The organism is Reyranella massiliensis 521 (assembly GCF_000312425.1).
GTDB lineage: Bacteria > Pseudomonadota > Alphaproteobacteria > Reyranellales > Reyranellaceae > Reyranella > Reyranella massiliensis.
This window is the reverse complement of the sequence record NZ_HE997181.1, coordinates 2,843,099-2,869,156: the sequence shown is the minus strand read 5'-3', so window position 1 is coordinate 2,869,156 and position 26,058 is coordinate 2,843,099. Positions and strand designations below refer to the sequence as shown.

The 26,058-nt window shown below is 64.4% G+C and carries 28 protein-coding genes; 16 read left to right on the top strand and 12 right to left on the bottom strand.

The genetic code is table 11. The features are described 5' to 3' along the window. Window positions 1-8: 8 nt before the first annotated feature. Window positions 9-809 (bottom strand): HpcH/HpaI aldolase family protein, encoded by an 801-nt coding sequence (locus BN60_RS14175; RefSeq protein ID WP_043285617.1) that lies wholly within the window; start codon window positions 807-809, stop codon window positions 9-11. Between the two features lie 214 nt (window positions 810-1,023). Between BN60_RS14175 and BN60_RS14170 the strand changes: the two genes are divergently transcribed. The 6 genes from BN60_RS14170 to BN60_RS14145 all read left to right on the top strand — a co-directional run bounded on the left by BN60_RS14170 (window position 1,024) and on the right by BN60_RS14145 (window position 7,389). Then, a complete protein-coding gene (locus BN60_RS14170) occupies window positions 1,024-2,364 on the top strand; it encodes an ABC transporter substrate-binding protein (protein WP_020696743.1) in 1,341 nt (446 codons plus the stop codon). 89 nt (window positions 2,365-2,453) lie between these two features. Next, window positions 2,454-3,383, top strand: a complete 930-nt coding sequence (locus tag BN60_RS14165) for a carbohydrate ABC transporter permease (RefSeq protein ID WP_020696742.1) — start codon at window positions 2,454-2,456, stop codon at window positions 3,381-3,383. Beyond that, window positions 3,383-4,300, top strand: coding sequence for a carbohydrate ABC transporter permease (locus tag BN60_RS14160; protein WP_020696741.1), 918 nt, complete (start codon window positions 3,383-3,385; stop codon window positions 4,298-4,300). Before BN60_RS14165 ends, BN60_RS14160 begins: the two co-directional genes overlap by 1 nt. Window positions 4,301-4,307: 7 nt before the next feature. After that, window positions 4,308-5,408 (top strand): ABC transporter ATP-binding protein, encoded by a 1,101-nt coding sequence (locus BN60_RS14155; RefSeq protein WP_020696740.1) that lies wholly within the window; start codon window positions 4,308-4,310, stop codon window positions 5,406-5,408. A 106-nt stretch (window positions 5,409-5,514) separates the two neighbouring features. Then, window positions 5,515-6,279 (top strand): SDR family oxidoreductase, encoded by a 765-nt coding sequence (locus tag BN60_RS14150; RefSeq protein WP_020696739.1) that lies wholly within the window; start codon window positions 5,515-5,517, stop codon window positions 6,277-6,279. 15 nt (window positions 6,280-6,294) lie between these two features. Further along, window positions 6,295-7,389: a malate/lactate/ureidoglycolate dehydrogenase gene (locus BN60_RS14145; protein WP_020696738.1), complete on the top strand. Its 1,095-nt coding sequence runs from the start codon at window positions 6,295-6,297 to the stop codon at window positions 7,387-7,389. Between the two features lie 53 nt (window positions 7,390-7,442). Here the strand turns inward: BN60_RS14145 and BN60_RS14140 are convergent, their stop codons facing one another. Continuing rightward, a complete protein-coding gene (locus tag BN60_RS14140) occupies window positions 7,443-8,804 on the bottom strand; it encodes a deoxyribodipyrimidine photo-lyase (RefSeq protein ID WP_020696737.1) in 1,362 nt (453 codons plus the stop codon). Between the two features lie 71 nt (window positions 8,805-8,875). Further along, window positions 8,876-9,184: an acyl carrier protein gene (locus BN60_RS14135; RefSeq protein ID WP_020696736.1), complete on the bottom strand. Its 309-nt coding sequence runs from the start codon at window positions 9,182-9,184 to the stop codon at window positions 8,876-8,878. Window positions 9,185-9,520: 336 nt separating this feature from the next. Between BN60_RS14135 and BN60_RS14130 the strand changes: the two genes are divergently transcribed. From BN60_RS14130 to BN60_RS30405, 3 genes are all read left to right on the top strand, one after another. Then, a complete protein-coding gene (locus BN60_RS14130) occupies window positions 9,521-10,255 on the top strand; it encodes an adenylate/guanylate cyclase domain-containing protein (protein ID WP_020696735.1) in 735 nt (244 codons plus the stop codon). A gap of 383 nt (window positions 10,256-10,638) precedes the next feature. Further along, on the top strand, window positions 10,639-10,914 hold the full coding sequence (locus tag BN60_RS14125; protein ID WP_020696733.1) for a hypothetical protein: 276 nt from the start codon (window positions 10,639-10,641) through the stop codon (window positions 10,912-10,914). A gap of 57 nt (window positions 10,915-10,971) precedes the next feature. Beyond that, the gene (locus tag BN60_RS30405) at window positions 10,972-11,178 is read left to right on the top strand and encodes a hypothetical protein (RefSeq protein ID WP_148283425.1); all 207 of its coding nucleotides are present in this window, start codon (window positions 10,972-10,974) and stop codon (window positions 11,176-11,178) included. 15 nt (window positions 11,179-11,193) lie between these two features. On the opposite strand, the gene BN60_RS28955 is transcribed toward BN60_RS30405, so the two are convergent. Further along, a complete protein-coding gene (locus BN60_RS28955) occupies window positions 11,194-12,075 on the bottom strand; it encodes an SGNH/GDSL hydrolase family protein (protein WP_083856110.1) in 882 nt (293 codons plus the stop codon). A 736-nt stretch (window positions 12,076-12,811) separates the two neighbouring features. Here BN60_RS28955 and BN60_RS28950 point away from each other — a divergent pair. Continuing rightward, the gene (locus tag BN60_RS28950) at window positions 12,812-14,992 is read left to right on the top strand and encodes a serine/threonine-protein kinase (protein WP_020696730.1); all 2,181 of its coding nucleotides are present in this window, start codon (window positions 12,812-12,814) and stop codon (window positions 14,990-14,992) included. A gap of 79 nt (window positions 14,993-15,071) precedes the next feature. On the opposite strand, the gene BN60_RS31820 is transcribed toward BN60_RS28950, so the two are convergent. Together BN60_RS31820 and BN60_RS28945 are read right to left on the bottom strand one after the other, a co-directional pair. Continuing rightward, window positions 15,072-15,191, bottom strand: a complete 120-nt coding sequence (locus tag BN60_RS31820; RefSeq protein WP_177324822.1) for a lasso RiPP family leader peptide-containing protein — start codon at window positions 15,189-15,191, stop codon at window positions 15,072-15,074. 213 nt (window positions 15,192-15,404) lie between these two features. Further along, the gene (locus tag BN60_RS28945) at window positions 15,405-15,677 is read right to left on the bottom strand and encodes a hypothetical protein (RefSeq protein WP_148283423.1); all 273 of its coding nucleotides are present in this window, start codon (window positions 15,675-15,677) and stop codon (window positions 15,405-15,407) included. A gap of 294 nt (window positions 15,678-15,971) precedes the next feature. Here BN60_RS28945 and BN60_RS14105 point away from each other — a divergent pair, with 294 nt between their 5' ends. Next, a complete protein-coding gene (locus tag BN60_RS14105) occupies window positions 15,972-16,475 on the top strand; it encodes a mechanosensitive ion channel family protein (protein WP_177324820.1) in 504 nt (167 codons plus the stop codon). Between the two features lie 104 nt (window positions 16,476-16,579). Then, a complete protein-coding gene (locus tag BN60_RS14100) occupies window positions 16,580-16,885 on the top strand; it encodes a hypothetical protein (RefSeq protein WP_020696727.1) in 306 nt (101 codons plus the stop codon). A 134-nt stretch (window positions 16,886-17,019) separates the two neighbouring features. On the opposite strand, the gene BN60_RS14095 is transcribed toward BN60_RS14100, so the two are convergent. The 4 genes from BN60_RS14095 to BN60_RS14080 all read right to left on the bottom strand — a co-directional run bounded on the left by BN60_RS14095 (window position 17,020) and on the right by BN60_RS14080 (window position 22,524). Continuing rightward, a complete protein-coding gene (locus BN60_RS14095; protein ID WP_020696726.1) occupies window positions 17,020-19,629 on the bottom strand; it encodes a cation-transporting P-type ATPase in 2,610 nt (869 codons plus the stop codon). A gap of 801 nt (window positions 19,630-20,430) precedes the next feature. After that, on the bottom strand, window positions 20,431-20,952 hold the full coding sequence (locus BN60_RS28940) for a response regulator (protein ID WP_020696725.1): 522 nt from the start codon (window positions 20,950-20,952) through the stop codon (window positions 20,431-20,433). A 115-nt stretch (window positions 20,953-21,067) separates the two neighbouring features. Then, window positions 21,068-21,517 (bottom strand): Hsp20 family protein, encoded by a 450-nt coding sequence (locus tag BN60_RS14085; protein WP_043283926.1) that lies wholly within the window; start codon window positions 21,515-21,517, stop codon window positions 21,068-21,070. A gap of 464 nt (window positions 21,518-21,981) precedes the next feature. Then, a complete protein-coding gene (locus BN60_RS14080) occupies window positions 21,982-22,524 on the bottom strand; it encodes a D-glycero-alpha-D-manno-heptose-1,7-bisphosphate 7-phosphatase (protein WP_020696723.1) in 543 nt (180 codons plus the stop codon). Window positions 22,525-22,751: 227 nt separating this feature from the next. Between BN60_RS14080 and BN60_RS31315 the strand changes: the two genes are divergently transcribed. Further along, entirely contained in the window at window positions 22,752-23,036 is a 285-nt protein-coding gene (locus tag BN60_RS31315; protein ID WP_020696722.1) for a hypothetical protein, read from the top strand. A 119-nt stretch (window positions 23,037-23,155) separates the two neighbouring features. On the opposite strand, the gene BN60_RS14070 is transcribed toward BN60_RS31315, so the two are convergent. Then, a complete protein-coding gene (locus BN60_RS14070) occupies window positions 23,156-23,578 on the bottom strand; it encodes a DUF2177 family protein (RefSeq protein ID WP_020696721.1) in 423 nt (140 codons plus the stop codon). Between the two features lie 322 nt (window positions 23,579-23,900). Here BN60_RS14070 and BN60_RS14065 point away from each other — a divergent pair, with 322 nt between their 5' ends. Further along, complete coding sequence (locus tag BN60_RS14065; RefSeq protein WP_020696719.1) at window positions 23,901-24,290, top strand: hypothetical protein; 390 nt, start codon at window positions 23,901-23,903, stop codon at window positions 24,288-24,290. 211 nt (window positions 24,291-24,501) lie between these two features. Here BN60_RS14065 and BN60_RS14060 read toward each other — a convergent pair whose 3' ends face one another. Further along, the gene (locus tag BN60_RS14060; protein WP_020696717.1) at window positions 24,502-25,077 is read right to left on the bottom strand and encodes a hypothetical protein; all 576 of its coding nucleotides are present in this window, start codon (window positions 25,075-25,077) and stop codon (window positions 24,502-24,504) included. Between the two features lie 495 nt (window positions 25,078-25,572). On the opposite strand from BN60_RS14060, the gene BN60_RS14050 reads away from it, so the two are divergent. Together BN60_RS14050 and BN60_RS14045 are read left to right on the top strand one after the other, a co-directional pair. Continuing rightward, window positions 25,573-25,854 (top strand): hypothetical protein, encoded by a 282-nt coding sequence (locus BN60_RS14050; protein ID WP_020696715.1) that lies wholly within the window; start codon window positions 25,573-25,575, stop codon window positions 25,852-25,854. Next, window positions 25,826-26,035 carry a hypothetical protein gene (locus BN60_RS14045; RefSeq protein ID WP_020696714.1) on the top strand — a complete coding sequence of 70 codons (210 nt, stop codon included), beginning with the start codon at window positions 25,826-25,828 and terminating at the stop codon, window positions 26,033-26,035. Before BN60_RS14050 ends, BN60_RS14045 begins: the two co-directional genes overlap by 29 nt. The last annotated feature ends 23 nt before the right edge of the window (window positions 26,036-26,058 follow it).

Here is a 26,058-nt window from a genome sequence, read left to right as displayed (position 1 = left end):
AAGACACCTCAGTACATGCTGCCGCCGGCGCTCTTGGCTCCGGTCGCGTTGCCTTCGCGCATCGCCGCGACAGTCGCCTTGGCGGCGTTCACCAGCAATGCGTTGTCGGCCAGGATGGTCGTGAACTGGAAGCCCCAGCCGATTGCCTTCTTGGCGTAGTCGGTCGAGCCGCAATGGATGCCGGCATGGATCTTGTGCTTCTTGCAGGCCTTCACGATGGTCTGGATGGCGTCGACGATCTTGGGATCGGTCTGGTCGCCGCGCGGTTCGCCGCCCAGCGACAGGCCGAGATCGGCCGGGCCGACATAAACGGCATCGAGACCGGGCGTCGACAGGATGTCGTCGAGATTCTCCATCGCCTTCTTGGTCTCGATCATCGCAAAGGTGAGCACCGTGTCATTTGCATTCTTTACGTAATCGGTGCCGTGCAGCCAGTTGGCGCGCGTCGGGCCGACGCTGCGATAGCCGGCCGGTGCATAGCGGCAGGCGCCGACGAAGGCCTCGCATTCGGCGCGGCTATTCACCATGGGACAGATGATTCCGAAGGCCCCGGCGTCGAGCAGCTTCATGATGATACCGGGCTCGTTCCACGGCACGCGCGCCAGGGGAATCGTCGGCGTCGTGGCGATCGCCTGGAAGAGCGACACGGCTGCCTGATAATCGATCAAACCGTGCTGCAGGTCGGCCGTAAGCGAATCCCATCCGCCTTGCGCCATGCCTTCGGCAGCCACACCGCTCGGGATTCCCAGCCAGCCGTTGACGGCGGCGCCGCCCTTTTTCCAGATCGATTTCACAGTGTTTTCGCGCACGACGTCTTCCTCCGCGGCTCTCTCGATTGGCTGCGCGCGGAGCATCCAGACGTCCTCTCGGACTGTCAAATATTGCTCATTTCGGGATGCGTGCCAAAACCCGTTGCTTGCTCGGCGTGTTGTGCATAGCATTTGCTCCAAGGCTCCGTGCGAAAACTCTTCGTAAAAATGTGAGCGCTATCATCAGCCGGCAAACCGGCGCAGAGGAGGAAACATGGTTTCGACAAAGGTCAGTCGTCGTCGTTTCGTGGCCGGAACTGCCGTCGCATCGACGGCTTTGGTCGCCGCACCGTTCGTTCGCAGCGCCAATGCTGCGGGCAAACTGTCGATCGGATTTTGGGACCACTGGGTGCCGGGCGCCAACAAGGCGACCACGGACCTCGTGAAGGAGTGGGCCGACAAGGAAAAGGTCGAGGTCACAATCGACTACATCACCTCGCAGGGCAACAAGCTGCTGCTGACGACCGCAGCGGAATCCCAGGCGAAGTCAGGCCACGACGTTCTCGCTTTTTCGACCTGGCTGCCGTCGCGCTATGCCGAGCAGCTCGTGCCGATGAACGACATCGTCGAGCCGCTGATCAAGGCCAACGGTGCGGTCAACGGCACTGTCGAGTATCTCGGCAAGGTCGGCGGCAAATGGCTTGCCGTGCCGGCCACGGTCGGCAGCCAGATCAAGGGGCCGTGCTCGCGCATCGACTATCTGAAGAAGTATGCCGGCATCGACATCCAGGCGATGTATCCGGCCGGTGCGCCACCCAAGGCCGAAAACTGGAACCTCGACACCTTCATTAAAGCGGCGGAAGCCTGCCACAAGGGCGGCAATCCGTTCGGCATCGGCCTCGGAACGACGTCGGACAATGTCGATGCGGCCGGCGCGTTCTTCCACGCCTTCGGCGCGATGCTGGTCGACGCCAAGGGCAACATCACGGTCAAGTCCGACCCGGTGCGCCAGGCCATGGAATACTACAAGCGCCTGATGGCCTTCCTGCCGCCCGACGTGCCGTCGTGGGACGATGCCAGCAACAACAAGTTCCTGGTCTCGGGCCAGGGCTCGCTGATCATGAACCCGCCCAGCGCCTGGGCCGTCGCCAAGCGCGATGCGCCGCAGGTCGCCGAACAGCTCTGGACGCACGGTTTCCCGGTCGGTCCGAAGGGCCGCTATGCGCCGTTCCTGCCGTTCTTCTGGGGGGTATGGAACTTCAGCAAGAACCAGGCGGCGGCCAAGAGCCTGCTCACCTTCCTCTCGCAGGCGTCGTCGGCCGAGAAGATGGTGGTGGCGTCCGGTGGCTACGACCTGCCGGCCTTCGCCAACCTGACCACCTTCAAGGTATGGGCCGAGGAAGCGCCGCCGAAGGGCACGCTCTACCACTATCCGAATCCGCACAATCATCAGACGCTCTCGATCGCCGCGGCGCCCGCGCCGCACAAGATCGCCGAGCAGATCTACACGCAGGCAATCCAGACCCAGATGGTCGTCCGCTACGCCAAGGGCGAGGCGATGGAGAAGACGCTCGACTGGGCGGCTGGGGAACTCGAAGGCTTCTCGCGCAACTGATGCGTCGTCTTTGATCGGTTTGGGGGATGCCGCCTTTCGCGGCGTCCCCTTGACCCGTCACATCGGCCACCCCATCAGGAGCACAAGCCATGGCAGATATCGCGGCCCGTAATCCGGCCGTCGGCGCAGGCAGCCAGCGCAGCGGCCTGCACAAGTTGATGCAGCGCAAGTCGACCATCGCTTTCCTGATGGCGCTTCCCCTCATTTTGTTGATCGCGATCCTGGTGGCCTATCCCGCCGGCTATGCGATCTACCTCGCGACACTGAACAAGGGCATGACGCGCTTCGTCGGCTTCGGGAACTTCGAGTTCCTCTTCGGCCGCGACACGTTCTGGCTGGTCGTCTACCAGTCCTGTCTGTTCGCGATCACCGCGGTGATCTTCAAGGCGATCATCGGCTTCGTGGTCGCCCATTTCGTGCACAACATCCCTTCCAAGGGCCAGCGCAAGTGGCGCGGCATGCTGCTCGTGCCGTGGGTGATTCCGCCGGCCATGAGCACGCTCGCCTGGCTGTGGCTGTTCGATCCGTCCTACAGCGCCCTCAACTGGATCCTGGCCCTTTTCGGCGTCGGCGGCATTCCGTGGACCGGCGAAGCCGGCTGGGCGCGCTTCTCGGTCATCCTGGTCAATGTGTGGATCGGCTCGCCGTTCTTCATGATCATGTATCTCGCGGCGCTGAAGTCGGTGCCGGAACAGCTCTACGAGGCGGCCTCGATCGACGGTGCCACCTGGTGGCAGCGCATCTGGTACGTGACCCTGCCGATGATGCGCAACATCATCGCCATCACCGCGCTGTTCTCGTTGATCGTCACCTTCGCCAACTTCGACATCGTGCGCGTGCTGACGGCGGGCGGACCGCTGAACAGTACGCACATCTTCGGCACCTGGGCGTTCCGGGTCGGCATCGAAGGCGGCGATATTCCACTGGGCGCCAGCGTGTCGCTGTTCATGGTGCCGATCCTGGCCGTCGCCGCGACCTTCATCCTGCGCGACATCACCAAGCGGGGGAGTGAAGTCTGATGGCCAACGCCACTATCACAACGGGCGCCACGGGCGCCCCGACACGCCCCAAGTACGGCAGCATGAGTCGCGACCGGCGCTGGGCGCTGCGCTGGTCCTATTTCTTCCTCGTGCTGTTCGCCATCTTCTTCCTGATGCCGCCGGTCTACATGCTGATCACTTCGCTGAAGACCAGCGCGGAGATTTCGGCGGCGACCAATCCGTGGTGGATTTCCGAGCCGACCCTGCAGAACTACATCGATCTTCTGTCGCAGAACCAGTTCCTGGTCTTCTTCAGGAACTCGGCGATCGTGTCGATCTGCGTCGTCGTGTTGACCATGATGATCAGCGTCGTTGCCGCCTTCGCGCTGGCGCGCATGAAGTTCTGGGGCTCGGCCACGCTGGCGACCGGCGTGTTCCTGACCTACCTGATCCCGGAAACCCTGCTGTTCATCCCGCTGTTCAAGATGTTCGCCTGGGTCAACGAGACGCTCGGCGTCCAGTTGATGAATCATTGGTGGACGATGATCATCCTCTACCCGACGCTGACCGTGCCGTTCGCCACCTGGATCATGATCGGCTACTTCGCCTCGATCCCGAAGGAGCTCGACGAGGCGGCGCTGATCGACGGCGCCACCTGGATGCAGACGCTGACCAAGATCTTCATCCCGGTCGCGTTGCCGGGGATCATTGCGGCCACGATCTTCACCTTCACGGTGGCGTGGGCGCAGTTCCTCTATCCGCTGGCCTTCACCACCTCGACGAGCGAGCTGGTGCTGCCGGTGGGCATCGTGACGACGCTGATCAAGGGCGACGTCTTCAACTGGGGGCAGATCATGACCGGCGCGCTGCTCGGCGCCGCGCCGCCGCTCATCATCTACGCCTTCCTGATGGACTATTACATTGCGGGACTGACCGCAGGCGCGACAAAGGGATAGTCGACACATGGCACAGGTAACGTTGCGTAAGGTCGTCAAGAAGTACGACGAAGTGTTGGCCGTCCGCGGTATCGATCTCGACATCTCCGACAAGGAGTTCATCGTGCTGGTCGGGCCTTCGGGCTGCGGCAAGAGCACGACCTTGCGCATGATCGCCGGCCTCGAGGAAATCTCGGGCGGCGACATCGCGATCGGCGGCGACGTGGTCAACGACGTGCCGCCGAAGGACCGGGACATCGCCATGGTGTTCCAGAACTACGCGCTCTACCCGCACATGAATGTCTATGAAAACATGTCGTTCGGGCTGAAGCTCAAGAAGACGCCCAAGGACGAGATCGACCGCCGCGTGAAGCAGGCGGCCCAGATCCTCGACATCACCGAGCTGCTCGACCGCAAGCCCAAGCAGCTCTCGGGCGGCCAGCGCCAGCGCGTCGCCATGGGCCGTGCCATCGTGCGCGATCCCAAGGTGTTCCTGTTCGACGAGCCGCTGTCGAACCTAGACGCCAAGCTGCGCGTGCAGATGCGCACCGAGATCAAGAAGGTGCATCAGAAGGTGCGCACCACGACGGTCTACGTGACGCACGACCAGGTCGAGGCCATGACGCTCGCCGACCGCGTCGTCGTCATGAATGGCGGCCTGATCGAGCAGGTGGGCTCGCCGAACGATCTCTATCATTCGCCGGCCACGAAGTTCGTGGCGGGCTTCATCGGCTCGCCGGCGATGAACTTCATTCCCTGCCAGCTCGAGCAGGCGGCAGGAGCGCTCCGGGTGCGCCTGAACGACAAGCTTTCCCTCCCGGTGCCTGCAGACCGCACCTCGCGCTACACGGCGCATGTCGGCAAGGCCAACCTTCTGCTGGGCTTGCGTCCGGAGCACATCACCGAGACGCGACCGCACAGCGAACCCAACCAGCACGATTTCGACATGACGATCGACGTCGTCGAACCGATGGGCATGGAAACGCTGGTCTACTTCACGATCAACGGCATCGAGATCTGTGGCCGGGTCAATCCCAACGCAGGAGCGGCTGCCGCCAAGCCGATGAAGCTCAGAGCCGATCTCAGCAACATGCATCTGATCGACGACAGCACCGGCAAGGTGCTTTAGAACTTCTTGTCGTCTTGAGCGCAGCGAAGGACCCCATCGCGGTTACCGCCGACATGGGATCCTCCGCTGCGCTCGGGATAACAGAAACGCTATTAAGGAGACATCGATGGGTTCGTTGACGGGCAAGGTCGCCTGGGTGACTGGTGCTGGTTCGGGTATTGGCCAGGCGGCAGCTGTTGCACTGGCGAAGGAGGGGGCGACGGTCGTCCTCACGGGACGCCGCAAGGCGCCGCTCGCCGCGACGGCCGCGATGGTCAAGAAGGCAGGCGGCAGGGCCGAGGTGAAGCCGGCCGATCTCATGAAGGCGAGTGCGGTCAACAAGGTCGCCGCCGATATCGGCAAGAAGTATCGTCGCCTCGACATCCTGGTGAACAATGCCGGTCTCAACATCCTCGACCGGAGCTGGGCGAAGCTCTCGGCCAAGGGCGTCGACGAGGTGGTGCACGGCAACCTCTCCAGCGCCTTCTACTGCACCGCGGCGGTCCTGCCGCTGATGCGCAAGTCCGGCGGCGGCGTGCTGATCCATACCTCGTCGGTCGCCGGCAAGGTGCCGAGCCTGCTGAGCGGCCCGGCCTATTCGGCGGCCAAGCACGGCGTGGTGGCGATGAGCCACACGATCAACATGGAAGAGTGCGTCAACAACATCCGCTCCTGCGTCGTCTGTCCGGGCGAGGTCGCGACGCCGATTCTCGACAAGCGGCCGGTGCCGATCACCAAGGCCGAGCGGGCGCGCATGGCGCAGTCCGAAGATGTCGGCGACCTGATCCGCTACATCGCCTGCCTGCCGCCGCACATCGTCATCAACGAGGTGATGATCAACCCGACCTGGAATCGCGGCTATGTCGCGAGCCTGAAGCGCGGCAAGTCCTGAGATCGGAGTCCTGACATGGGTACGGTGACGATCAAGGCGAAGGCTCTCGAGGCCTTCGTCGCGGATATCTTTGCCTCCGCGGGATGCTCCAAGGAGGAGGGCGGCCGCATCGGCCGCTATCTCGTGAGTGCCAACCTCTCGGGCCACGACAGCCACGGCGTGGTCCGCGTGCCGCGCTACGCCCAGCAGAAGAAGGGCGGCACCGTGGTGGCCGACGTGAAGGTCGACGTGCTGGTCGACACGCCGGTGATCGCCGTCGTCGACGGCAAGTACGGCTTCGGCCAGACGGTGACGCCGCAGGCGGTCCAGATCGGCATCGACAAGTGCCTGAAAAGCGGCCTGTCGGCCGTGACCCTGCGCAACGCGGGCCATCTCGGCCGCGTCGGCGACTGGGCCGAGATGGCGGCCGCTGCCGGTCTGGTGTCGGTGCACTTCGTCAACGCCTCGGGCAGCGTCCTCGTGGCGCCGTTCGGCGGCGTCGAGCGGCGCTTCTCCACCGCGCCCTATTGCGTGGGCGTGCCGCGTCCCGGCACGGATCCGCTGGTCCTCGACTTCGCGACCTCGATCGTGGCCGAAGGCAAGGTGCTGGTGGCGAGCCAGGGCGGTAAGAAGGTGCCGGACGGCGCCCTGGTCGGGCCGGACGGCAAGCCGAGCGCCGATCCGCATCTGCTCTATGGCGACTACACGCCGACCGGCCCGCGCGACCACAGCAAGGGCACCGGCGCGATCCGGGCGTTCGGCGACCACAAGGGCTCGGGGCTGGCCTTCATGTGCGAGATCCTGGGCGGCTCGCTCACCGGCACCGGCGCGACGGACCCCAAGCGCGGGCGCTTCGCAAACGGCATGCTGTCCTTCTACATCGATCCCAAGGTGCTCGACGCCGAAGGCTTCTTTCCGACCGATATCGCCAGGTACGTGGCCTTCGTGAAGAGCTCGAAGCCGGCGACGGCGGGGGGCGAGATCCTGGTGCCGGGCGAAGCCGAGGTCCGCACGCGCACCCAGCGGCTGGCCGAAGGCGTGCCGCTGCCGGACGATACCTGGGCCGCCATTGTCGAAACGGCGCGCTCCGTCGGCCTCGACGAGCGGCGTATCCAGCAGGCGACGATGTAGCATCGGCGGCGCGCAGCAGCGCGGCGAAGACTCGCCGCGCTGCGGTCGTGCCGTCAGGAGGTGAGGCGCGCCACGCGCTTCACATAGGCGTCGATGTCGAACTTGCGTTCGAGGCCCGAGGCCATCATCGAGCGTACCTTGCCGAAGATCGGCCGTTCCGGCCACGGCCGGTCGTGCAGGCCGAAGCACCAGGCGACGCCAGCGTAGGAATTCGGGTCGCGGCCGCACAGGAAGTAGCGGTTGTTCAGGGCCAGCGCCGTTGCAAACGCCTTCTCCGGCGTCGACGACCATTCCAGAATCTTCTTGCCCCAATACATGCGCATGTAGTTGTGCATGTAGCCGGTGAAGACCATCTCGCGCATCGCGGCGTTCCAGTAGGGATCGTGCGTCTCGGCCGCCGTAAGCTGCGTGGCGCCATAAACGTAAGGGCGGCGATCGGTTTCGTGGGCGCGGAGCGTATGGCGTGCCCATTCGGGCAGGCAGGCATAGCTGTCGTAGCGCGGTTCGCGTTCGACGAAATTGATGGCGAGTTCGCGCCGCACGATCAGTTCTTCGAGATAGGCGGCCGCGTCGGGCCGGTCGACTTCGGCCTCGCTCACTTCGAGGGCGATCTCGACGGGGCTGATCTGCCCGAAATGCAGATAGGCGCTGAGGAAGGACACCTGCTCCCGCGCAGGTTCGCTGCGTCCGGCAGCATAGCCCGCGAGCCCGCCGCGGACGAAGGCCCGCAGCCGCCGGGAGGCCTCGACGGCCCCTCCCTTGAAACGGTCGACCGGCGGAACACTGCGGTCGATGTCGAGTCTGGCGAGCAGGCGGCCGGTGTCGGACAGGTCGAGCGCCTTGGGCAGGGCAGGCGTCTCCGCCTTTACCTTGACCGGGGTGCGCGGCAACGGCCGGACGAACTCGTCCCGGAGCTTGAGAATCTTGGGGCGCAGCGTGCGGGCGCCGATCTCCTGCTTGGCCGAAGCGAGATCGACCGGCACGACGGCATCGCCTTCGATCTGGATCACCTGGCAGGCAGCGGCCTCGGCCAGGGCCGCGCGCCACGCCTTCTGATGGCGAAGATAGCCGCGGTCGCAGACGACGAGCGCTGCCTTGCGCGCCAGCTCGATGGCCACGGCCTCGGGAGAGCCGCGCAGCACGGCAAAGCCGATGCCGCGCCGTGCCAAGGCCGTGCCGACGTCGGCGAGGCCGTCGAGCATGAAGGCATAGTGCCGCGCATTGGCTTCCGGATAGCCGTCGGTCAAGCCGAAGCCGACAAGGACCGGCAGGCCGAGGCGATTGGCGCACCCGACCGCCGTTTCGAGCGCGGGATTGAAGCGCTCACGCTGGGACTGCTGCATCCAGTAGAGGACATACTCCCCCGGACGCTCGGGGCGGTCGTTGAGAATCCGTTGCCGTGCCGACTCGATCATCCCACCATCTTATCGTGTCTCGGTCGAAGGGATCGGCACCAAATTCCGGCCGCCTTCGAGCTCGGCCTCGATCAGCGGAAGTTCGACTGCCCGAAGGAAAAGTGCGGCCGACGCATCGGGGCCCTTTCCGAGCGAACAGCGGGCTCGGCAAGGCGAGAACGGATGTGGCCGACGGCGTCACCCACCGTGACGAAGGTGCTCGCTACCTTGGTCGGGATTTCGATGTCGAACCGTTCCTCGCAGGTCATGACGATCTCGACCAGGTCGAGACTGTCGGCGCCAAGCGTGTCCTTGAAAGACGCGTCGTCGGTAATCTGCGCTTCGGCAACTCCAAGGTGCAGGACGATGATGTCCCGGACCTCTGCAGCAATGTCGTTCACAACATCACCTCAAAGGCAGGGTCCCCCACGGGCCACTGCTCTATCATCCATATGACGCTCGAAGCGGCTTTGCGGCCAGTGATCAGTCGACTGCGCCGACAGGTTTCCGGACGGAGTGACTTCCGGGCAACAGATGCCGGTCGCCGGCTGCCCGACTTCGGTCTTTCGGCAAGACCTTGGGGCCATCCGAATCATGCATGGAATCAACAGCCTGGCGGCATCCTCTCCGGGCATCACATCCTATGTTGCGGGCTGGGAGCCGATTCTCCCTTTGAAACCGGCAAGGGCCGCGCGCAGGATTGCCGGGCGTCTCCGAGCGAACAAAGAGAGCGGTATATGGCGCGGCAACAATCGCTGATCTGCAAGGGATGCTGGCAGCAGATGCATGTGCCGATCCCGCTCCGCGGCGCGCTGTCGGTGCCGTTCCGTGTTGTTGGCCTGCGTCCGAGCCGCATGAACCCCAACACCTGCACTTTCTGCGAACTGATGTTCAAGCGCGTGATGAAGGCGACCAAGATCACGATCGACGCCACGATCCTGTTCGCCGACGTCCGGGCTTACACGAGTCTGTCGCAGTCGCTGTCGGCGACGGCGATGGGCGACCTGCTCGACATCTTCTACGACGAATGCGCCGGCGCCATCTGGGAGTACGATGGCCTGCTCAACAAGACCATCGGCGACGCGGTGATGGCCGTATTCAACTTCCCGATCCGGCAGGAAAATCATGCGCGGCAGGCGTTGCTGGCGGCGCGCGACATCCAGCGTCGATGCGCGGCGAGGAAGGCGGAGTTTGCCGAACTGACGGGCGACGCCGGGGTCGAGGTCGGCGTCGGGATCGGCATTCATTGCGGCGAGCTCAGTTTCGGGGAGTTCGGCCGCACGCACCGAGACCTGACCGCCATCGGGACGGTTGTGAATACGGCTTCGCGTGCCCAGTCGGTCGCCGCCTCCGGCGAGATCCTGGTGACCGCAGCGGTGTGTCAGCGCGTGGGCGACGACCTGCGGGACAGGATCGCCAAGCCCTATGAACTGAAGGGCTTCGATCGTCCTCTCGAGCTTTACCTCGGCTAGGCGCGCCGTTCGGTTGCTGCGTTCGCGCGGCCCCTCGGGCTGCCTATCGGAGCGCCACGAGCTCCAGCACCGGGCGACCGGCTGTGATGAGCAATCCGATCATGACGAAAACCGCGCTGGCCATCGCGAGAATACGCAACCAGGAAAGAAACTCTTGTCGCATCGTTTCCTCCACGCTGGTCTGGCGAGATCTGGATGTCTCTTGCTCCAACGTTGGCACGAATAGGGGGCCGCGTCATGTCGGCTCGCCCGCCCTTTGTGGACAAACCAGCGGCTCCCGGTCGGTCCCGGAGCGCCGTCGGCAGGGTGCATTGCGAGGGAACTTCGGACGTGAGAGCCTTGCGACCAGAAACCGGCGACAGCGCGAATGACGGGAGGGCACGATGTCCGACGATCGGAAGAAGGTCTTTGAACGCTTCGGCGACCGGCTGGCCAAGCTGGAAGCAGCACGTCACGAGAAGCCGGCCCGCTGGCAGATATTCCATCTCCACAATGCGCTCACCGCACTCGAGACCGATCACAGTGTCGCCGATCTGCATCTCGACGAATTCGACCGGCATGAACTCGAAAAGGAGTATCCCGAACTCGAGGCCGACCGTGTCCCTACGATCGAAGAGCTGCGGTCGCGGTTCGACGTCGTCGCCGGGGGAGCGTTCTGAGGGATCTCGACGTCAGGTAGAGGCCCCGAGGCCCGTTCGTCGACAGGGGAGAATCGCATGAGGGGGAAGTGGCGTAGTCAGCCTCGAAATCACCGCTGGGCAATCGTGGGCGCGTTTCTGGGAATGATACCGGCGATCTATGCCGTGTTCGAGTTTGCCTACTATGGCACTACCTTCGATCGTTACTTGATCATGGTGGCCGGGTTTCTCGGTGGCGGCGCCATCGGCCTGTTACTGGCGTCGCTCACGGCGCCCAAGACGTAACTGTAGCCGCAGCCGCTATTTGAGCAGGCCCGGCAACGTGGCCGCGAGCAGGCTGGCGATCATCAGGTTGCCCCGCACGTTCATGTGCGTGGCGGCGTAGAAGTCCTGCGGCTTCGGCTCGGTGCTGAGCCGGCGGAAGGTATCGACGATGGCAAGCCCGCTGGCCGTCGCGCAATCGAGAACCGCCTGCGCGAGGCGGCGCTGGTCCTTTGCGAAGGCCTTGTAGACCCATGTGTGAGGAGGGTACTGCGCCATCACGACGATCTTGACGTTGTGGTCCGACTGCATTTTCGCGAGTCGCCTGACGAGCTGCTGGGCGATTTCCAACCCGAAGCCGGCGCGGTGCACCCGCTTATGGTAACCGACCAGATGCTGCAGCGTCGGCGAGAGGTCGACCAGAATCCGGTCCATCCGCCGTTGGATATCGGGTGGCAGCCTGGCCCGATTGGGCACCGGAACGCCCTTGAGGACCAGTTGATCGCCCTCGATCGCAAACCACGGCTTGTTGCGCCACCACATCCGGCTCATCTCCGTGCGCAGTATGTCGTCGGCGATGAAGCTCACGATGATGACGGACGGATTGTACGCGGCCACGAGCTGCTCGGCGCGCAGCACGATCTGGTCGAAGCCGTAGCCGGTCACGCCGCCGTTGAGCACGTGGCGGCCAGTCAGCCTCTGCAACTGGGCGGGCCAGGATTCCTCGTCGCACACCTCGTCCCCGTAGGTGAAGGAATCGCCTACGGTGAGTATTGACCCCTCGCTCGAATCCGGTCTCTCGCCATTGAATCGAAGCCCGTTGGCATCGATCGTGTGAAATGACCCACCAAACCCGGGGCCGCTGAAGCCGGGGTTCGGGACATGGCCCAGAAGGTCATCGTGAATAAAATGTACTGACATTGCTGGGCGACGTGATCCTTGTCCTGCAGACCGACTTGCCGTTCTGGGTCATCGGCATGGAGTTTATATCGAAAGCGCTTCCGTGTAGCCACGTCGCGGCTCCGGAGCCCACCCCCACAGCTTGCTTGCAGCCCTGTCGGGTACTTGCGCGACCAAGTAGATATCCGACCACGCTCGGCGCGGGTTTCTAATCCCCGAGTGCGCGATCGTCGCGCGAAGTGATATCGCGACTCACACGCTGCTTTTCTTCCCGGTCCAATGCCCTTCGCCCAAGAGGGGCCGCGATCTGGCTTCCTGGAGAGGAGGGCATCGCAAAAAGAGTGAGAGGGAGGTTGCGATGGATGTACCCATCGACCTGCCGCGAGGCTGGCCGGGTACGACAACCCCAATGGGGCCGAAGGTGGCCTGCGGGGTGATGGCGCCGCTGGTGACGCATGAGATGTACGTTCGAGAACGACGTACTGCAGATCTTGCGGCCCCATCGAGACCGTCAGGCGAAGGTTCGCGCGACGCCTTCCGGTACCCAAGATGGTGCATGCTGGGCCCCGCCTGTTGACGCCGATCCTGCGGTCGCTGCGAACCTCGCCCTCACGGCGGTGTGATGTCGGGCCGGCACGGAGCCGGCCCTAGGTCGGCCATCTCCACTCGACTCCGAACCATGCCGGTTTCATCCTGAAGTCGGCTAGGCGTCTTGCCCGACTGTGGGAGCATGCACGCGCCTCGGAGGCGTTCGTTCATGGCTGAAAGCGTTGACGACGACGGACGCTCTCGACCGGACGTCGACTTACCGGACGTCGACTTTGTGACACTCCAACCCGGCCAGACCATAGGCCGATACCGCGTCGTCGCGGTGTTGGGGCAGGGCGGCTTCGGCATCACCTATCGCGCCGTCGACACCGAGCTGGGGCGCGAGGTGGCGATCAAGGAATACCTGCCCACCGCGCTGGCCGTGCGCAAGGACGGCGTCACCGTCGTGCCGCGCTCGCGCAGCGCCGCCGAGGATCTGGCCTGGGGGCTGGAGCGCTTCGTGTCCGAGGGCCGCACCCTGGCCGCGCTGCATCGCGCGCCCGGCATCGTGAAGGTCCACGACTATCTCCAGGCCAATGGCACGGCCTATCTGGTGATGGAGCTGGTCGACGGCGAGACGCTGCACGAGCGTATCGCTCGCGCCGGCCCGCTCGATGCTGCAGAGATCGACCGCATCCTTGCGCCGTTGCTCGATGGCCTGGAGCAGGTTCACGCCGCGGGCTTCCTGCATCGCGACATCAAGCCGGCGAACATCTTGCTCGATGCCAAGGGGCAGCCGACGCTGATCGATTTCGGTGCCTCGCGAGTTGCCATTGCCGGCCGCACGCAGGCCATGACGGCAGTGTTCACGCCGGGCTATGCGCCGGTCGAGCAGTTCACCTCCGCGCCGCAGGGCGCGTGGACAGACATCTACAGCCTGGCCGCCACGCTCTATCACGCCCTCACCGGCGAGCCTCCGCTGAACGCCATCGACCGCATGGTAGACGACGAGCTTGTGCCGCTGGCGGGCTCGGGGCGTGCCTTTCCGAAGGCGCTGCTCGCCGGAATCGACGCCGCCCTCGTCGTCCGAGCCGCCGGCCGGCCGCAATCCGTGGCGGCATGGCGGGTGCTCCTGACAGGCAGCGGCGGTGCCGCAGCGCCGGCGACGGTAGTGATGGCGGCCAAGTCCCCTGCATCGCCATCGCTTGCATCGTCGCCGCTCGCCGGGACGCCTTCCACGTCGCCGCGTGGCGCGCACGCTGGCATGAAGATCGCCGCCGCCGCCGCCGCCGCCGCTCTGCTGCTTGTCGCAGCGGGTGGCTGGTTCGCGCTGGGCTCCGGCGTGCCGCCTTCGACGAGGCCGCCGCCATCGTCGGCATCGCCGTCTCCGATGGCAGACCAGGCGCAGGAAGAACTGGAGCGGGCGCGCCGAGAGCAGCGCACGGCACAGGAGGAGGCGGCACGTCTGCGGGCGGAGGCGGAAGCGCGCCGCAAGGCCGACGAGGAGGCTGCACTCCGGACGCGCATCGAACAGGAACTTCGCGAGAAGGCGGCGGCGGAAGAGGCGGCTCGGCAGAAGGCGGCTGCCGATGCCAGACGCCAGGCCGAGGCGCAGGCTGCGGCCGACGCCGCGGCCAAAGCAAAGCCCGATGCCGAAGCCGATGCGAAGGCCCGGGAGGAAGCCGCGGCACGGCTACGCGCCGAGGAAGCCGATCGCAAGGGGGCCGAGGCCGCCGAGACGGCGTTGCGGCTCAGCCATTCGGACCGCCAGCGTCTTCAGGTCGCGCTCACGTCGCTGGGCTTCTCGACCGGCGGCACCGACGGCGTCTTCGGCGTCCGCTCGCGCGAGATGATCGCGGCGTGGCAGAAGAAGGCCGGCCAGGCCGCGACGGGATACCTCACGCACGACCAGCAAGCGACGTTGCAGCGCGAGGCGGCAACCGCCCTCGCGCGCTATGACGAAGAGCAGAAAAAGCTCGCCCTGGCCGCAGCCGCACCTGCCGTCGCACCGCCCGCTTCGGGGCCGGCAGCGCCGCCGGCATCGCCATCCGCAGCAGCACCGGCCGCCTCGGGGCGACAATGCGAAGGCACCTATCGGTCGCAATGGTGCCGTGCCGCGTACCAGGGATTCCCCCCGAGCTGCTGGTACGCCAGCATGACCATCCGCAACGGCGAGATCAGCGACGGCTGGGTGTCCCAGGCCGATGCCACCAAGCGCAACGTCGTCAGCGGCCGCATCGACGCGGCCGGCAACGTGTTTTTGACCTACGAGGGTATTGGCCAGCAAACGCACGTGAATCAGCGCTTCGTTGCGCAGATGTCGGGCAGGGTCGCCAATGGCCTGCTGACCGCCGCGGGGCGGGGCGGGACGAGCGGCCGGGATTTCAACGTTACCGTTCGGTGTCGCTAGGACCGCCCTTGCAGGCCGGCGTGGGGGTGTCGGGGGAGTATCCGGTGGAGCCAATGCCGAGAGCGCCCGGCCGGCCGTCCTACCAGCGGGTCCGGCGCTGCTGGCCTCGGCCGCCGTCGCGGCGGCCCGAACTGCCTACGGATTGAGTGACGTCCCGCAAGGTTCCCCACGCCATCAGAACGGGAGCCGAGTAGGCCATTCTTATTTTCTGAATCGGCTCATCCTGCGGCAAGCCTTCTTGGGTTAAGTCGTCTCGCGATGAGCTGTTCTGGTCATTATTGTCGTTCATCTCGCCCCAAGTCCCCAATCTGCACGATCAAGTCCCGCTCAATCGACAACCCCAGATTTTCTCGATTGCCGACGATCAGTCAACCTGGGAACTGGCCGATCACATGGCAGATGGGGGCCCGGCTCAGGGGATGTTCTGGCGCAGCCATTCCGTTCCCTCTTCCCTGGCGCGTGCGGTAGCCCAGCTCTTGGAAGGATCGAGCTCCAGCACGACCAGCGACTCGTCGCTGTCCAGATGAACCATGACCGCGTCGCGAAGTTCGACCGCGGTCCAGTCCAGGGAGATCAACCACAGCGAATCGAGGAGGCGAACGCCGCCGGCTTCTTCGAGGGCCGTCCGGAATGCCTGGTCGTCGCGCACCTTGTGGCAGTCGTAGCTGACGCAAAAGATCGCCAAGTCACCCTCCTGTCCCGGGGGCCGGTTCTGCGAACGGGCCGGCAGACCCGACCCGAAGGCCCGCTCCCAATCCTTGGCGATTCCGATGCTGGTCGAAACATCGGCCAAGCCTTCGATGCTATGGGGCTTCTTCAGCAAAGCAGCGCCGATACTCCGTCGGCAATTTGACGTCCTTTGGGCAATTCCCGGTGTTTTTCATGCGTCGGGTCGCAAACGCAACTTCGGTGCGGTGCGTCGCGTTGACGGGTTTCCGCGACTTCGAGGGCAAAGAAGATGATCGACGTCGAGAGCATTATGACGACCCTGGCAACCATCATGACGACGTACGGTCTGCGAGCCGTCGGCGCCATCGTGGTGATGATTGTCGGTTGGCTGGTGTCGCGGATGGCCTATCGCCTGATCAAACGCCTTTGCGATCGGGCGACGCAGATCGACAGGACATTGGTGCTGTTTCTGGCGAACGCTGCCCGCTATGCCGTGCTGACGTTCACCGTCGTCTCGGTCCTGACCACGTTCGGAATCGCCACGACGAGTTTCGTTGCCGCTCTCGGTGCTCTGGGGCTGGCGATAGGATTGGCTCTGCAGGGAACGCTCAGCCACTTCGCCGCCGGCATAATGCTGATCATCTTCCGACCCTTTCATGTCGGCGACACTGTCGAGACGGGCGGGGTCTCCGGCGTCATCAGCATCGTCAACGTCTTCTACACCGAGCTCGAGAACGAGAACGGCCGCGTCGTCGTGCCCAACGGAAAGCTCTGGGGCGAGATCGTCAAAGTGCCGCTCAAAGGACGCGGCTGAGAGACGACTGGCTGGCGAAGATGGAACGAGGAGCGGGGCGTCTCGTTTCCCATATCAGGTCGGCACAGGTCGCCGGCCTGCACGCTTGTCCGAGGGAGTAAGTCATGGAGAAAACGGTCGTCGCGAGTTTTGCCACACGACGCGATGCGGAGATCGCCGTGGAGCATCTTGTCCAGAAGCACGGCATCGAACGCGCGGACATCTTCATTCGAGCGCCCGGGCGCGCCAATACCGCTGGCGTCGAGCCTGCCGGGGCGGATGTCGAAAGCGGGCATCCGGGGGTGCCGCGAAGCGGGAAGCCGGAACTGAAAGGGCCGGTCGAAGTTTCGGTCGAATGTCATGGCAAGCACACCGATCATGTGCAGGCCACGTTCAAGGAGGCGGGAGCCCTGCGACTGCAGCTGCAGTAGCGCATGCCGGCGGGCTTGGTGTGCCGCACCGGGCGATGATGAGAACTACGTCAACGCCATGGCCCTCCAAGCGAAGTCCGGAGTGACCTGAGCCCCTAGATCTCTGTCAGATCTCCGCCAGTGGAAGCGACTGGTCATCGCTTCAATCCCAGCCTGATCTGCTTTTCGATCTCGATGATCGCGAAGAAGGCGGCACCTACGCCAACGATCAGGAGACCGTCCGCGAGAGGTACGGCTTTGGTGCCGAGGATCGCCTGGAGTGGGGGCAGGTAGGTGACCGCGAACTGCGCAGCTGTGATGACGATGACGACGATCCAGACCACGCGCGTGCCCTTCGCCGCATCCCAGGTCAGAGATGTGCTGTGTAGGTTGCGGATGAAGAAGAGGTGGAAGATTTCCAGCACCACCAGCATGTTCAACGCTATGGTCTGCGCGAGTTCGAGCGGGTATCCCCTGTCGATCGCGTAGGTGAAGACTCCAAATACCGCCGCGAAGAACAGCAGCGCGACAAGCAGCACGTGCCAGATCAGTTCCCCCGACAGGATCGGCGTGTGCCGGGGCCGCGGCAGGCGCCCCATGGTGCCGACTTCGGTGGGCTCGAAAGCCAGCGCGACGCCCAACGTGACGCCGGTAATCAGGTTGACCCATAGGATTTGCACTGCCGTCACCGGCAGCGTGAGGCCCGCGAGCAAGGCCAGGACCACCACTATCGACTCGCCGGCATTGGTGGGCAGTGTCCAGCTGATGACCTTCTTCAAGTTGTCGTAGACCGTGCGTCCCTCGCGCACGGCGGCGGCGATTGTGGCGAAGTTGTCGTCGGCCAGCACCAGATCGGCAGCTTCCTTGGCGGCTTCGGAGCCCTTGAGCCCCATGGCGATGCCCACATCGGCCCGCTTCAGGGCGGGCGCGTCGTTAACCCCGTCGCCGGTCATGGCGACCGACACGCCGTTCGCCTGCAGCGCGGTCACGAGGCGCAGTTTGTGTTCCGGGCTGGTGCGGGCAAAGACATCGGCCGAGGCAGCCTCCAGCGCCAGCTGCGCATCGTCCAGCTTGTCGAGATCGTGGCCCGTCAGCACGCGGTTTGGGTTTTCCAGCCCGATCTGGGCGGCGATCGCGGCGGCGGTTCCAGCATGGTCGCCGGTGATCATCTTCACCCGGATTCCGGCGCCGCGGCATTCGGCGACAGCAGCAATGGCTTCGGGGCGCGGCGGATCGATCAGGCCGACGAGGCCCAAAAAGGTCAGCCCGCTCTCCAGCGCGGCGGCGTCGAGCCGCTCACCCGTTTCGCTTCGCTCGGCCAGCGCCAGCACCCGCAGGCCCCGCCTTGCCAGCGTGTCGGCCCGGTCGTGCCAATGCGCGTAGTCCACCCCGCCGCACATGCGCAGTACCCGCTCCGGCGCGCCCTTGACGTAACTCGTGCGGCCCCAGGCGCCGTCTGCAAGCACAGCCATGAAGCGATGGCGACTGTCGAAGGGAAGGGTATCCAGCCGCCGCGCCGCCTGGTCGCCTCCAACCTTGGCCGCAAACGTCAGGAGCGCTCCTTCCATCGGGTCTCCTTCAACCGTCCATCTCCCGGCTCGCTCTTGCAGCGCCGCGTCATTGCACAGCGCAGCCGCCCTTGCGAGGCGCGAAAGGTCTCCCGCCGGCGTGATCTCCCCCAGGGGTGCGTAGCCCGTGCCCGCCACCGTGAAGCTGCCTTCGGGCGTCTCCGCCGCGACGACCACCATCTCATTGCGCGTCAGTGTCCCTGTCTTGTCGGTGCAGATGACCGAAACGGAGCCGATTGCCTCGATCGCCGGTAGTCGACGGACAATGGCGTGGCGTTTGGCCATGGCCTGCACGCCGATCGCCAGCGTAACTGTCATCACCGCCGGCAGCCCCTCGGGGATTGCCGCGACGGCGATGCCGACCACGGCCATGAACATCTCGGAAAACTCGTGATGCCCGACGAAATAGCCGTAGACGAGCAGAAGAGCGGCCGCGAGCAGGATCAAAAACGAAAGCCAGCGCGCGAAATGGTCCATCTGCGCGACAAGCGGCGTGGTCAACTGCTCCACCTCGGCCAGAAGCCCGCCGATGCGGCCGATTTCGGTGGCGGTGCCGGTCGCCACCACCAGCCCCCGCGCGGTGCCTTGCGTGACCAGCGTGCCCGACCAGAGCATCGAGCGCCGGTCGCCAAGGGGCGCATCGGCAATGACGGGATCCACGCTCTTCTCGACCGGCACCGATTCGCCCGTGAGGATCGCCTCCTGCGCGGCAAGCCCCCGCGCCTCGATCACGCGAAGGTCGGCAGGCACCTTGTCTCCCGCTTCGACCAGCACAATGTCGCCGGGCACGATCTCCGCCCCCTCCACCGTCAGCCGCTGCCCGTCGCGCAGAACGGCGGCGCGCGGTGCCAGCATCTGGCGGATCGCCGCCATTGCTGCCTCGGCCTTGCCCTCCTGGATGAAGCCGATCACCGCGTTGGCGCATACGACGGCCAGGATCACGCCGGTATCGACCCAGTGCTGTAGGATCGCTGTTACCACCGCTGCGCCCAAGAGCACGTAGATCAGCACGTTGTGGAACTGCATGAGGAACCGCAGAAAAGGCCCGCGCCCTTGCACCTCGGGCAGGCGGTTCGGCCCGTGCTCGGCCAGCCGCCGCGCCGCCTCGGCTCCGGTCAGTCCTTCCGGCCTGGCGCCCAGCGCCGAGAGGCAGGCATCGCTGGAACGAGCGTGGGGTTCTGTAAGCGGCGACGTCATGGAACAGTGAACCCGCCGACTATCACGATCTCATCCACGCGCCATTGGCTGTCGCATCATCCTCCTTGCGCGGAGCCGTCTCGCGAGCTTTCAGCAAGCACTTCAGATCGGCATCGGTTCGCCCTTGAGAGAGCGGGGGCGAGACGCAATTCGCCATAACGATGCTTGGCATGCTGTTGGGGTGGTCACTCAAGCGGTAACTCATGGCTGTCCTTCGTTACTTCGACGCGCGCGCAACCAACCTAGTGAGCCGGCCATATAACCAAGGTGTGCCACCCGCCGTCCCATCCCGTCATGTGCGGCCCCCTAACGTATCGGTCAGTTTCTGACGGCGCCTGCGCCCACGCAGTGCGCCGCAGAAGGAGCAAAGCGAGGCCTTTTATGGCGACCGACATCATCGAACCTTTACGCATCGGCTCGCTCCATCATTGACAATGACCTTTGTACGTCGGCGATCGACGCGGCACTTTGCGCTCGATCAAATGGAGCCGGCCAGCTTGATCGCCACTACAGTGACGGTCGGCTCAGGTAGCATGGTGGTCGAGGATCTTGCTGGGCTCGAGAGCCAGTGCGGCCGTCTTGTCTGGGATACCCTGGGTGGGGCGCCGCGGGAGCATGGTCGCTCAGACGAGGGGTGCAGTGGACCTTGCGCGTTGCGCGCAGCCGGTTCACCCAAGCATAGCCGCTGCGGCTGGTCGACCACGGGAGCAGCTGGCTTGTCTGCCCCGCGAGTGCCTGCAAAAAGGCCCGGAGCGACGCGGCACTCCGGGCCCGGGCGAGCGCTCGAAGCCTTTTGACTTCCTAGAGTTGCGGCAGATGGCGCGGCCACGACGCCGGCGGCGGCGGCGCAGCGCCCGGTCCGCCCTCGACCATTAGGTCGACCGTATCCACCAGGGCTGCGGCCGAGCATGGCTTGCTGATCTGCGGTCGATGGGCGTGATCGTGCGGCAGGGCGCTGGTGTTACTCACCAGGAACGCGAACGGCACCCCCGCCGCCGCCAGCCAGTCAGCCACCGAGTACGGTGCGCTCCGCCGGGAATCGGCGTCGATCACCGCCGCATCGAGGCCGCCACGGCGCACGAGGCGCGTAACCTCACTCTGGCTTCCGGCCGGACCGACGATGCCATACCCCGCGTTACGCAGAGTTCGCTGGATTTCGAGCGCCACGGGAACTTGGTCCTCGACGATGAGAACGCGGCCGCGTGGTGGCTCGTCGATGGTGGGCGACCTCGTAAAGGCTGCCGGATAGGCGGCCGACTCGTCGACCCTGGCGAAGGGGTCGGTAAGAACATCAGGCCGGTTGGCTGCCGACCATGCGATCATGACGAACCTCCTGAAACAGACAGGTAAGGAAGACGATGGGTGGAAGCTGCAGGGCAGGTGCCCGCCGCCCGTTACCGGAAGCGGCGGACCCTGTCCTCCAAGCGGGCTTTCGGCCCTATTGCTTGGTAATGCGCGGCGTCGAACCGGCCTCGATTCGGATCGCGCGCGCCTTCTTTTCCTCCGGGATCTCGCGCCTGAGCTCAATCGTCAGCAGCCCGTTGGCCAAGCTGGCGCCCATCACCTTCACATGGTCGGCGAGCTGGAAGCGCCGCTCGAATTCGCGGCTCGCGATGCCGCGATAGAGGAATTCTTTCTCCTCAGCGCCCGGCTGGACCTTGCCCGTGACCAGCAGTTCATCCTCCTTCTGCGTGACGTTCAGCTCGGCCTCGGCGAAGCCCGCCACTGCCATGACGATGCGGTAGGAATCATCGTTGGCTTTTTCGATGTTGTACGGTGGATAGCCGTCGGAAGAGCGCTGGCTCACCACGGAATCCAGCATATCGAACACCCGATCGAAGCCCACGGTGTCACGATAAAACGGCGAGAAATCGAAAACAGTGCGCATCTTCATCCTCCACTCTTGAGCGATGTTTTGCGGAGCGGCCCCCCCGAGAGGCAACCGCCGGGCAGCGCTTTGGGCGATGCCGGAAAACGATCTAGGAGCGCGTCAGGCGGCTTCAAGGCCAGTCTGGAAAATTTTTTGACCGGCCGGCTCCTGCCGCCATCTCGGGCCTCGGTGTCGCCGGAAGGGTCGAAAGGCCGATGCCAGGTCGGAGATAGGGGGCGAGAGAGAGCCGAACCGCTCGGCATCCTCGGACTTCTCGAAGGCGATACGCATTTCGGGACGAGGGCTTCGAACCGTCTGATGGGCAAATCTACCAGTCGGCGAAAGCCTGCACATGTCCGGGCGGCGAGATTGAGGCCCAGGCAATAAATGCCAGACAGATCCGGGCCCTTCGCGACCTGTCTTAAGCGTACGTCGGCCGGCCTGGTTCGAGCTGACCTCACATACCCGCCTTGGTTGCCGCATCAGACCATGCCACGCAGAAGGCCCAGCGCAGCGGTCAGCAGATTGTCGTAAACGGCGAAAGGATGGACATAGTCGGGAAAGCCTGTCGCAAGAGCTTTTGCACCCAGTCCCGTTTTCACCAGCACCCGGCGGCACCCGACATGAAACGCGGCTTTCAGATCGTCGGCCTGATCGCCGACAAAGGGTGTCTGGTCCGACCGCGCGCCATAGCGCTCCAGGGCTTCGCGCAGCATCCCGCCGCACGGCTTGCGGCGCGGATTCTTGGAGGCGCTCGTGCAGGCGAAGACGTGGTCAACCATGGCGCCTTGCTCTCTCAGCCGTAAGAGCAAGGCGGTGTGGACATTCTCGAGCTGGGCCAAGGTCATTGCCCCTCGCGCGACCTCCGGCTGGTTGGTACATATCGCAACCGTGAAGCCGGCGCCGTTCAGCCTGGAGATGGCTTCGGCGGACCCCTCGATGAGCGAGATGTCGGCCGCCGTCTTGACGTTGGTCGGACGGTTTACGAGCACGACGCCATCCCGGTCCAGAAGGGCGAGCTTCATGACGGCACCTTCCTCAATCTGGCGCGGCGTCAACGCCGCGAGCGGTAACGGCGTTGCACAGACGGGGCATGGCTCTCTTCGGCCAGAGCACCGGCCCTCAGCCGGTCGCCGCCGATGCGTGGATTGGCCCGACGGGAGATTCGCTTACGTTGTTGGCCCCGATTTGAAAACGAGTGGAACCGGCGGCCTCTGGCTGCGTTTTCTCCGCCGCTTGGGGAGGGACCGCCATGGACAATTTCGATGAGACGATTCGAAGCGCCTTGTTCGAGGCTTGCAGGAGCAAGGGCGTCGAAGTGCGGGCACTTTCGATCGATGTTGGGTTCGGCGTCCTGAATGTCAGAGGAACCCTGCCGACGGAGGAGCAGCGTCGTCGCCTGTGGTCGATCCTTGAGACGGTAGATCGCAGGGTGGGCGATATCGACTGCAAGGTAAGCGTCGTCCCCGCGGTCCCGGAGATCGCGACAATGCCCGTCCCCCCGCAGCGGAAAGCACCTGCCGGCGAAACCTGCTGAAGCTCTGCCGTTCAAACGCGGGGAGACCGCAAGGCTGCTGCGCGACGAGGCTCGAGCGGTCACGCCGGACGTACAGCGGTACTTCGAGGGGTTTCACCCTCAAGAACGACCGCTGCATATTAGGAGGTCATGCTGCCGGAGCCGCTAACGCGCGACACAACATAGTAGGCGAAGGTGGCGGCGATTGAGGTCAGGAACGTGCCCCAAGCACAGTCGACAAGGGTTACCACCAATGGCCAACTGCGCAACGTCGCCTGGTTGGTCAAGTCATAGGTTGCATAGGCAACGAGGCCCAGGCAGGCGCCAGAGAGAGACGCAGTAATCAAGGATCCGGCTTTGAGTGCCGGCACGACGGCGAAGACAACGATGCCGAATGTATAGATCAAATAGAAGAGAAGCGCCGGCATCAGGTCGAAACTATCGGCCAGGAGATGGCCGATATGCTGCCTGTATAGGCGCTCCGAGGCCAGATAGAGCCAAACGACATCGACCAGGAAGAATGTCAGGCCGGCGACGAGATAGGCGATCGCGTAGGTTTTCACAGTGTATTCTCCCGAGTTGGATACGAGCCGACGTCGGCGTTGGATCACGACCGGCGAGGCCTTCGTTGCGAGCGGACCGATTGGTCCTGCAACCCTTGCCCGGGCAACTGCAGCACCAGATGCGGCCCCTCCCCCTGAAGGGCGGGCCGCTTTTTGCGCTTCACGGCAAACGTCAACTGATCGATTGGGGCGGGAACGATCATTTGTTCAGCACGTAGCTCCTGTATCGCCGGCTCGCTTCCAATGAGCGTCGGCGACTGAGAGACAGCGGCATCATGCGATGTCCCGGGCTCCTGCTCGATGCGAAGCTCCGGAGCTGCAAATGCCCAAGGTCCACTGGCTGGACGTACCCCATACCTCTTCCTATCGCATGGTCATCGGCGTCATTCCGGCAGAGGAAGGGAGTGACATGCTCTATTCGACGGAGCTCAAATCCAATCTCTACCTGATTGCCCGGGCGTGCAGCAGGCTGCATCTGAAGGGACGGTATGCCCTCCAGGCCGTCCGCAGCCCGCAGCTCGAAGTACGGATGGTCTTTGAGAGAGCCGAGGATGCGGAGGCAGTCGGAGCCATCGTCGGCCTTGTGCCACCGCTGCCGGTCGAATCTTCATTTCTGCTGGATGCGCGAAATAGCGCCCAGCTGGAGATGATTGGCGGCCCCCCTGACCTTAGAGGGGCCGGTCGGCAGGCACGCGAGCGTGCAGCGAGGTAGGGAAGATCTGGCTCGACCACGGAAGAGCCTCGACCCGATGCCCCGACCCTGGAGCGGAATCAAAAAGGAGCAGGGCCTGCATCCAGTCGGATGCAGGCCCGTTTCGCTGGCGAATCAAGGGAGACTTTCATGAATATTGAACAGCGTAACGAGCTTCTGCAGCAGATGCTCGAGACCGAAATCGGTGGCGTCCCGGCTGAGCGCCAGCGGTCTACGGCTGGGGCCGGTTGCTAGGGACGCTTGCCACCGACCTCGCCCGCCAGGTGCGCAGCAGTTCCTCGCCAAGCGGAATCGCGCCCATCACGATCGCCGCGCCGATAACGGCAACAAGGTACCAAGAGGGTAGGGGCTGGTGCTTTGCGATCAAGTCGAAGCTCGGGGTTCCCTTGCCGAGCAGCGTCCGGACTTCGGACCAGTGAAGCATGGCTACAATCGCCGTTGCGATGGCCGGCGATGCTTCCAGCACCCCGTGCAGGTGCTGCTCCAGCGGCGGCACTCGGCGCGCCGCATTGGCATAGCGAACGTCCCACATTGCAGTCGCTTGATGGAGGACGACGCCAATGATCATGAGGAGCAGAACCGCGGCGTTCACCTGCAAGAAGAGCATCGCCAGGAGCGGCACGCCAACCAGGCCGAACTGCAGAAGGTGGAGCAGGGATTCCTTGAAGCCGCTAGTCCGTTCGATGCGGGCGATGCGGTGGCAAAAATAGTCACCCAATCCGGCAGCCAGCCAGAGCGGTACGACCACATACATCAGGAAGAGGAGCAACAGGTCCGCAACGGTCATCGTTATGGCTGACCAACGAAAATCCTAAACAGGTGGTTGCAATGCCCGCAGAAGGGGGCGCGGGCGGGTGACCTGCTGGCCATGGCCAAGGTGTAGAGCGCGGCCGGACGGTCTACTTTCGAGCCGATTTTACGTACGCCACCAAAGCTTCGATCTGCCCATCCTGGTAGAAGTGTTTGCCGAGCCTCGTCAGCGTGTACAGGTCCCGGTCTTTTGCGATGAGTGCGAGCTTTTCCAGGTGATCGAGGTCGCGTTTGGGTAGTTCGCGCCATGGCGGGACCCGATGAGCGACACGCCGTAGCGTGATCTCCGCATTCAGACTGAGGGGCGCAGTCTGACCTCTCGCCGTCGCATCCTCCTTGTCGGAGACAAGGTCAGCTAGCCCACTTTCTGCCGGCGGGCGCAAGGTCAACAAGCAGCCGTCGAACTGTAGACTGTGCTGCACGGCAGTCGAGGTCCGAGGGCGATGCGTGGTTCCGGAACAAAGCGTACCAGATGTCGTTGCCGGCGATGGGCGACATCGACCTGACGCCGGACGAGGCAAAAACCTTGGGCTTGATCGTACGGGGCCATCACCAGTGCCTGCGCGCCTACGATCTGGTGAAGCTCAACCTGCTTCGATTGATCATGACGAGAGGCACCACGACCTTTGAACCCACGGCGCTGGGCTGCGCCTGGTATCGGCAACACACGGAGGATCGGCATGGCGGCAAAGAAGAAGGCAGCAAAAAAGGGCAGCGCCAAGAAGGTGGCCCGCAAGAAGACGGCAAGGCGTGAGCTGATCGACACCGGCAGCAACAAGCTCTTCGTGCGCCGAAACGCTCGCGGCACCTCGTTCAAGGAGGTCGAGGATGTCGGCCGGTCGCTGGCCGCCGATCGTCGCAGGAAGGCCAAGACGGTGGCAAAGCCCGGGCAGGGGGATCGGGGCGATCGCGCCCGCCGCAAGAAGCGGACCTAGTGTCGGGTCGCACAACGCAAGGG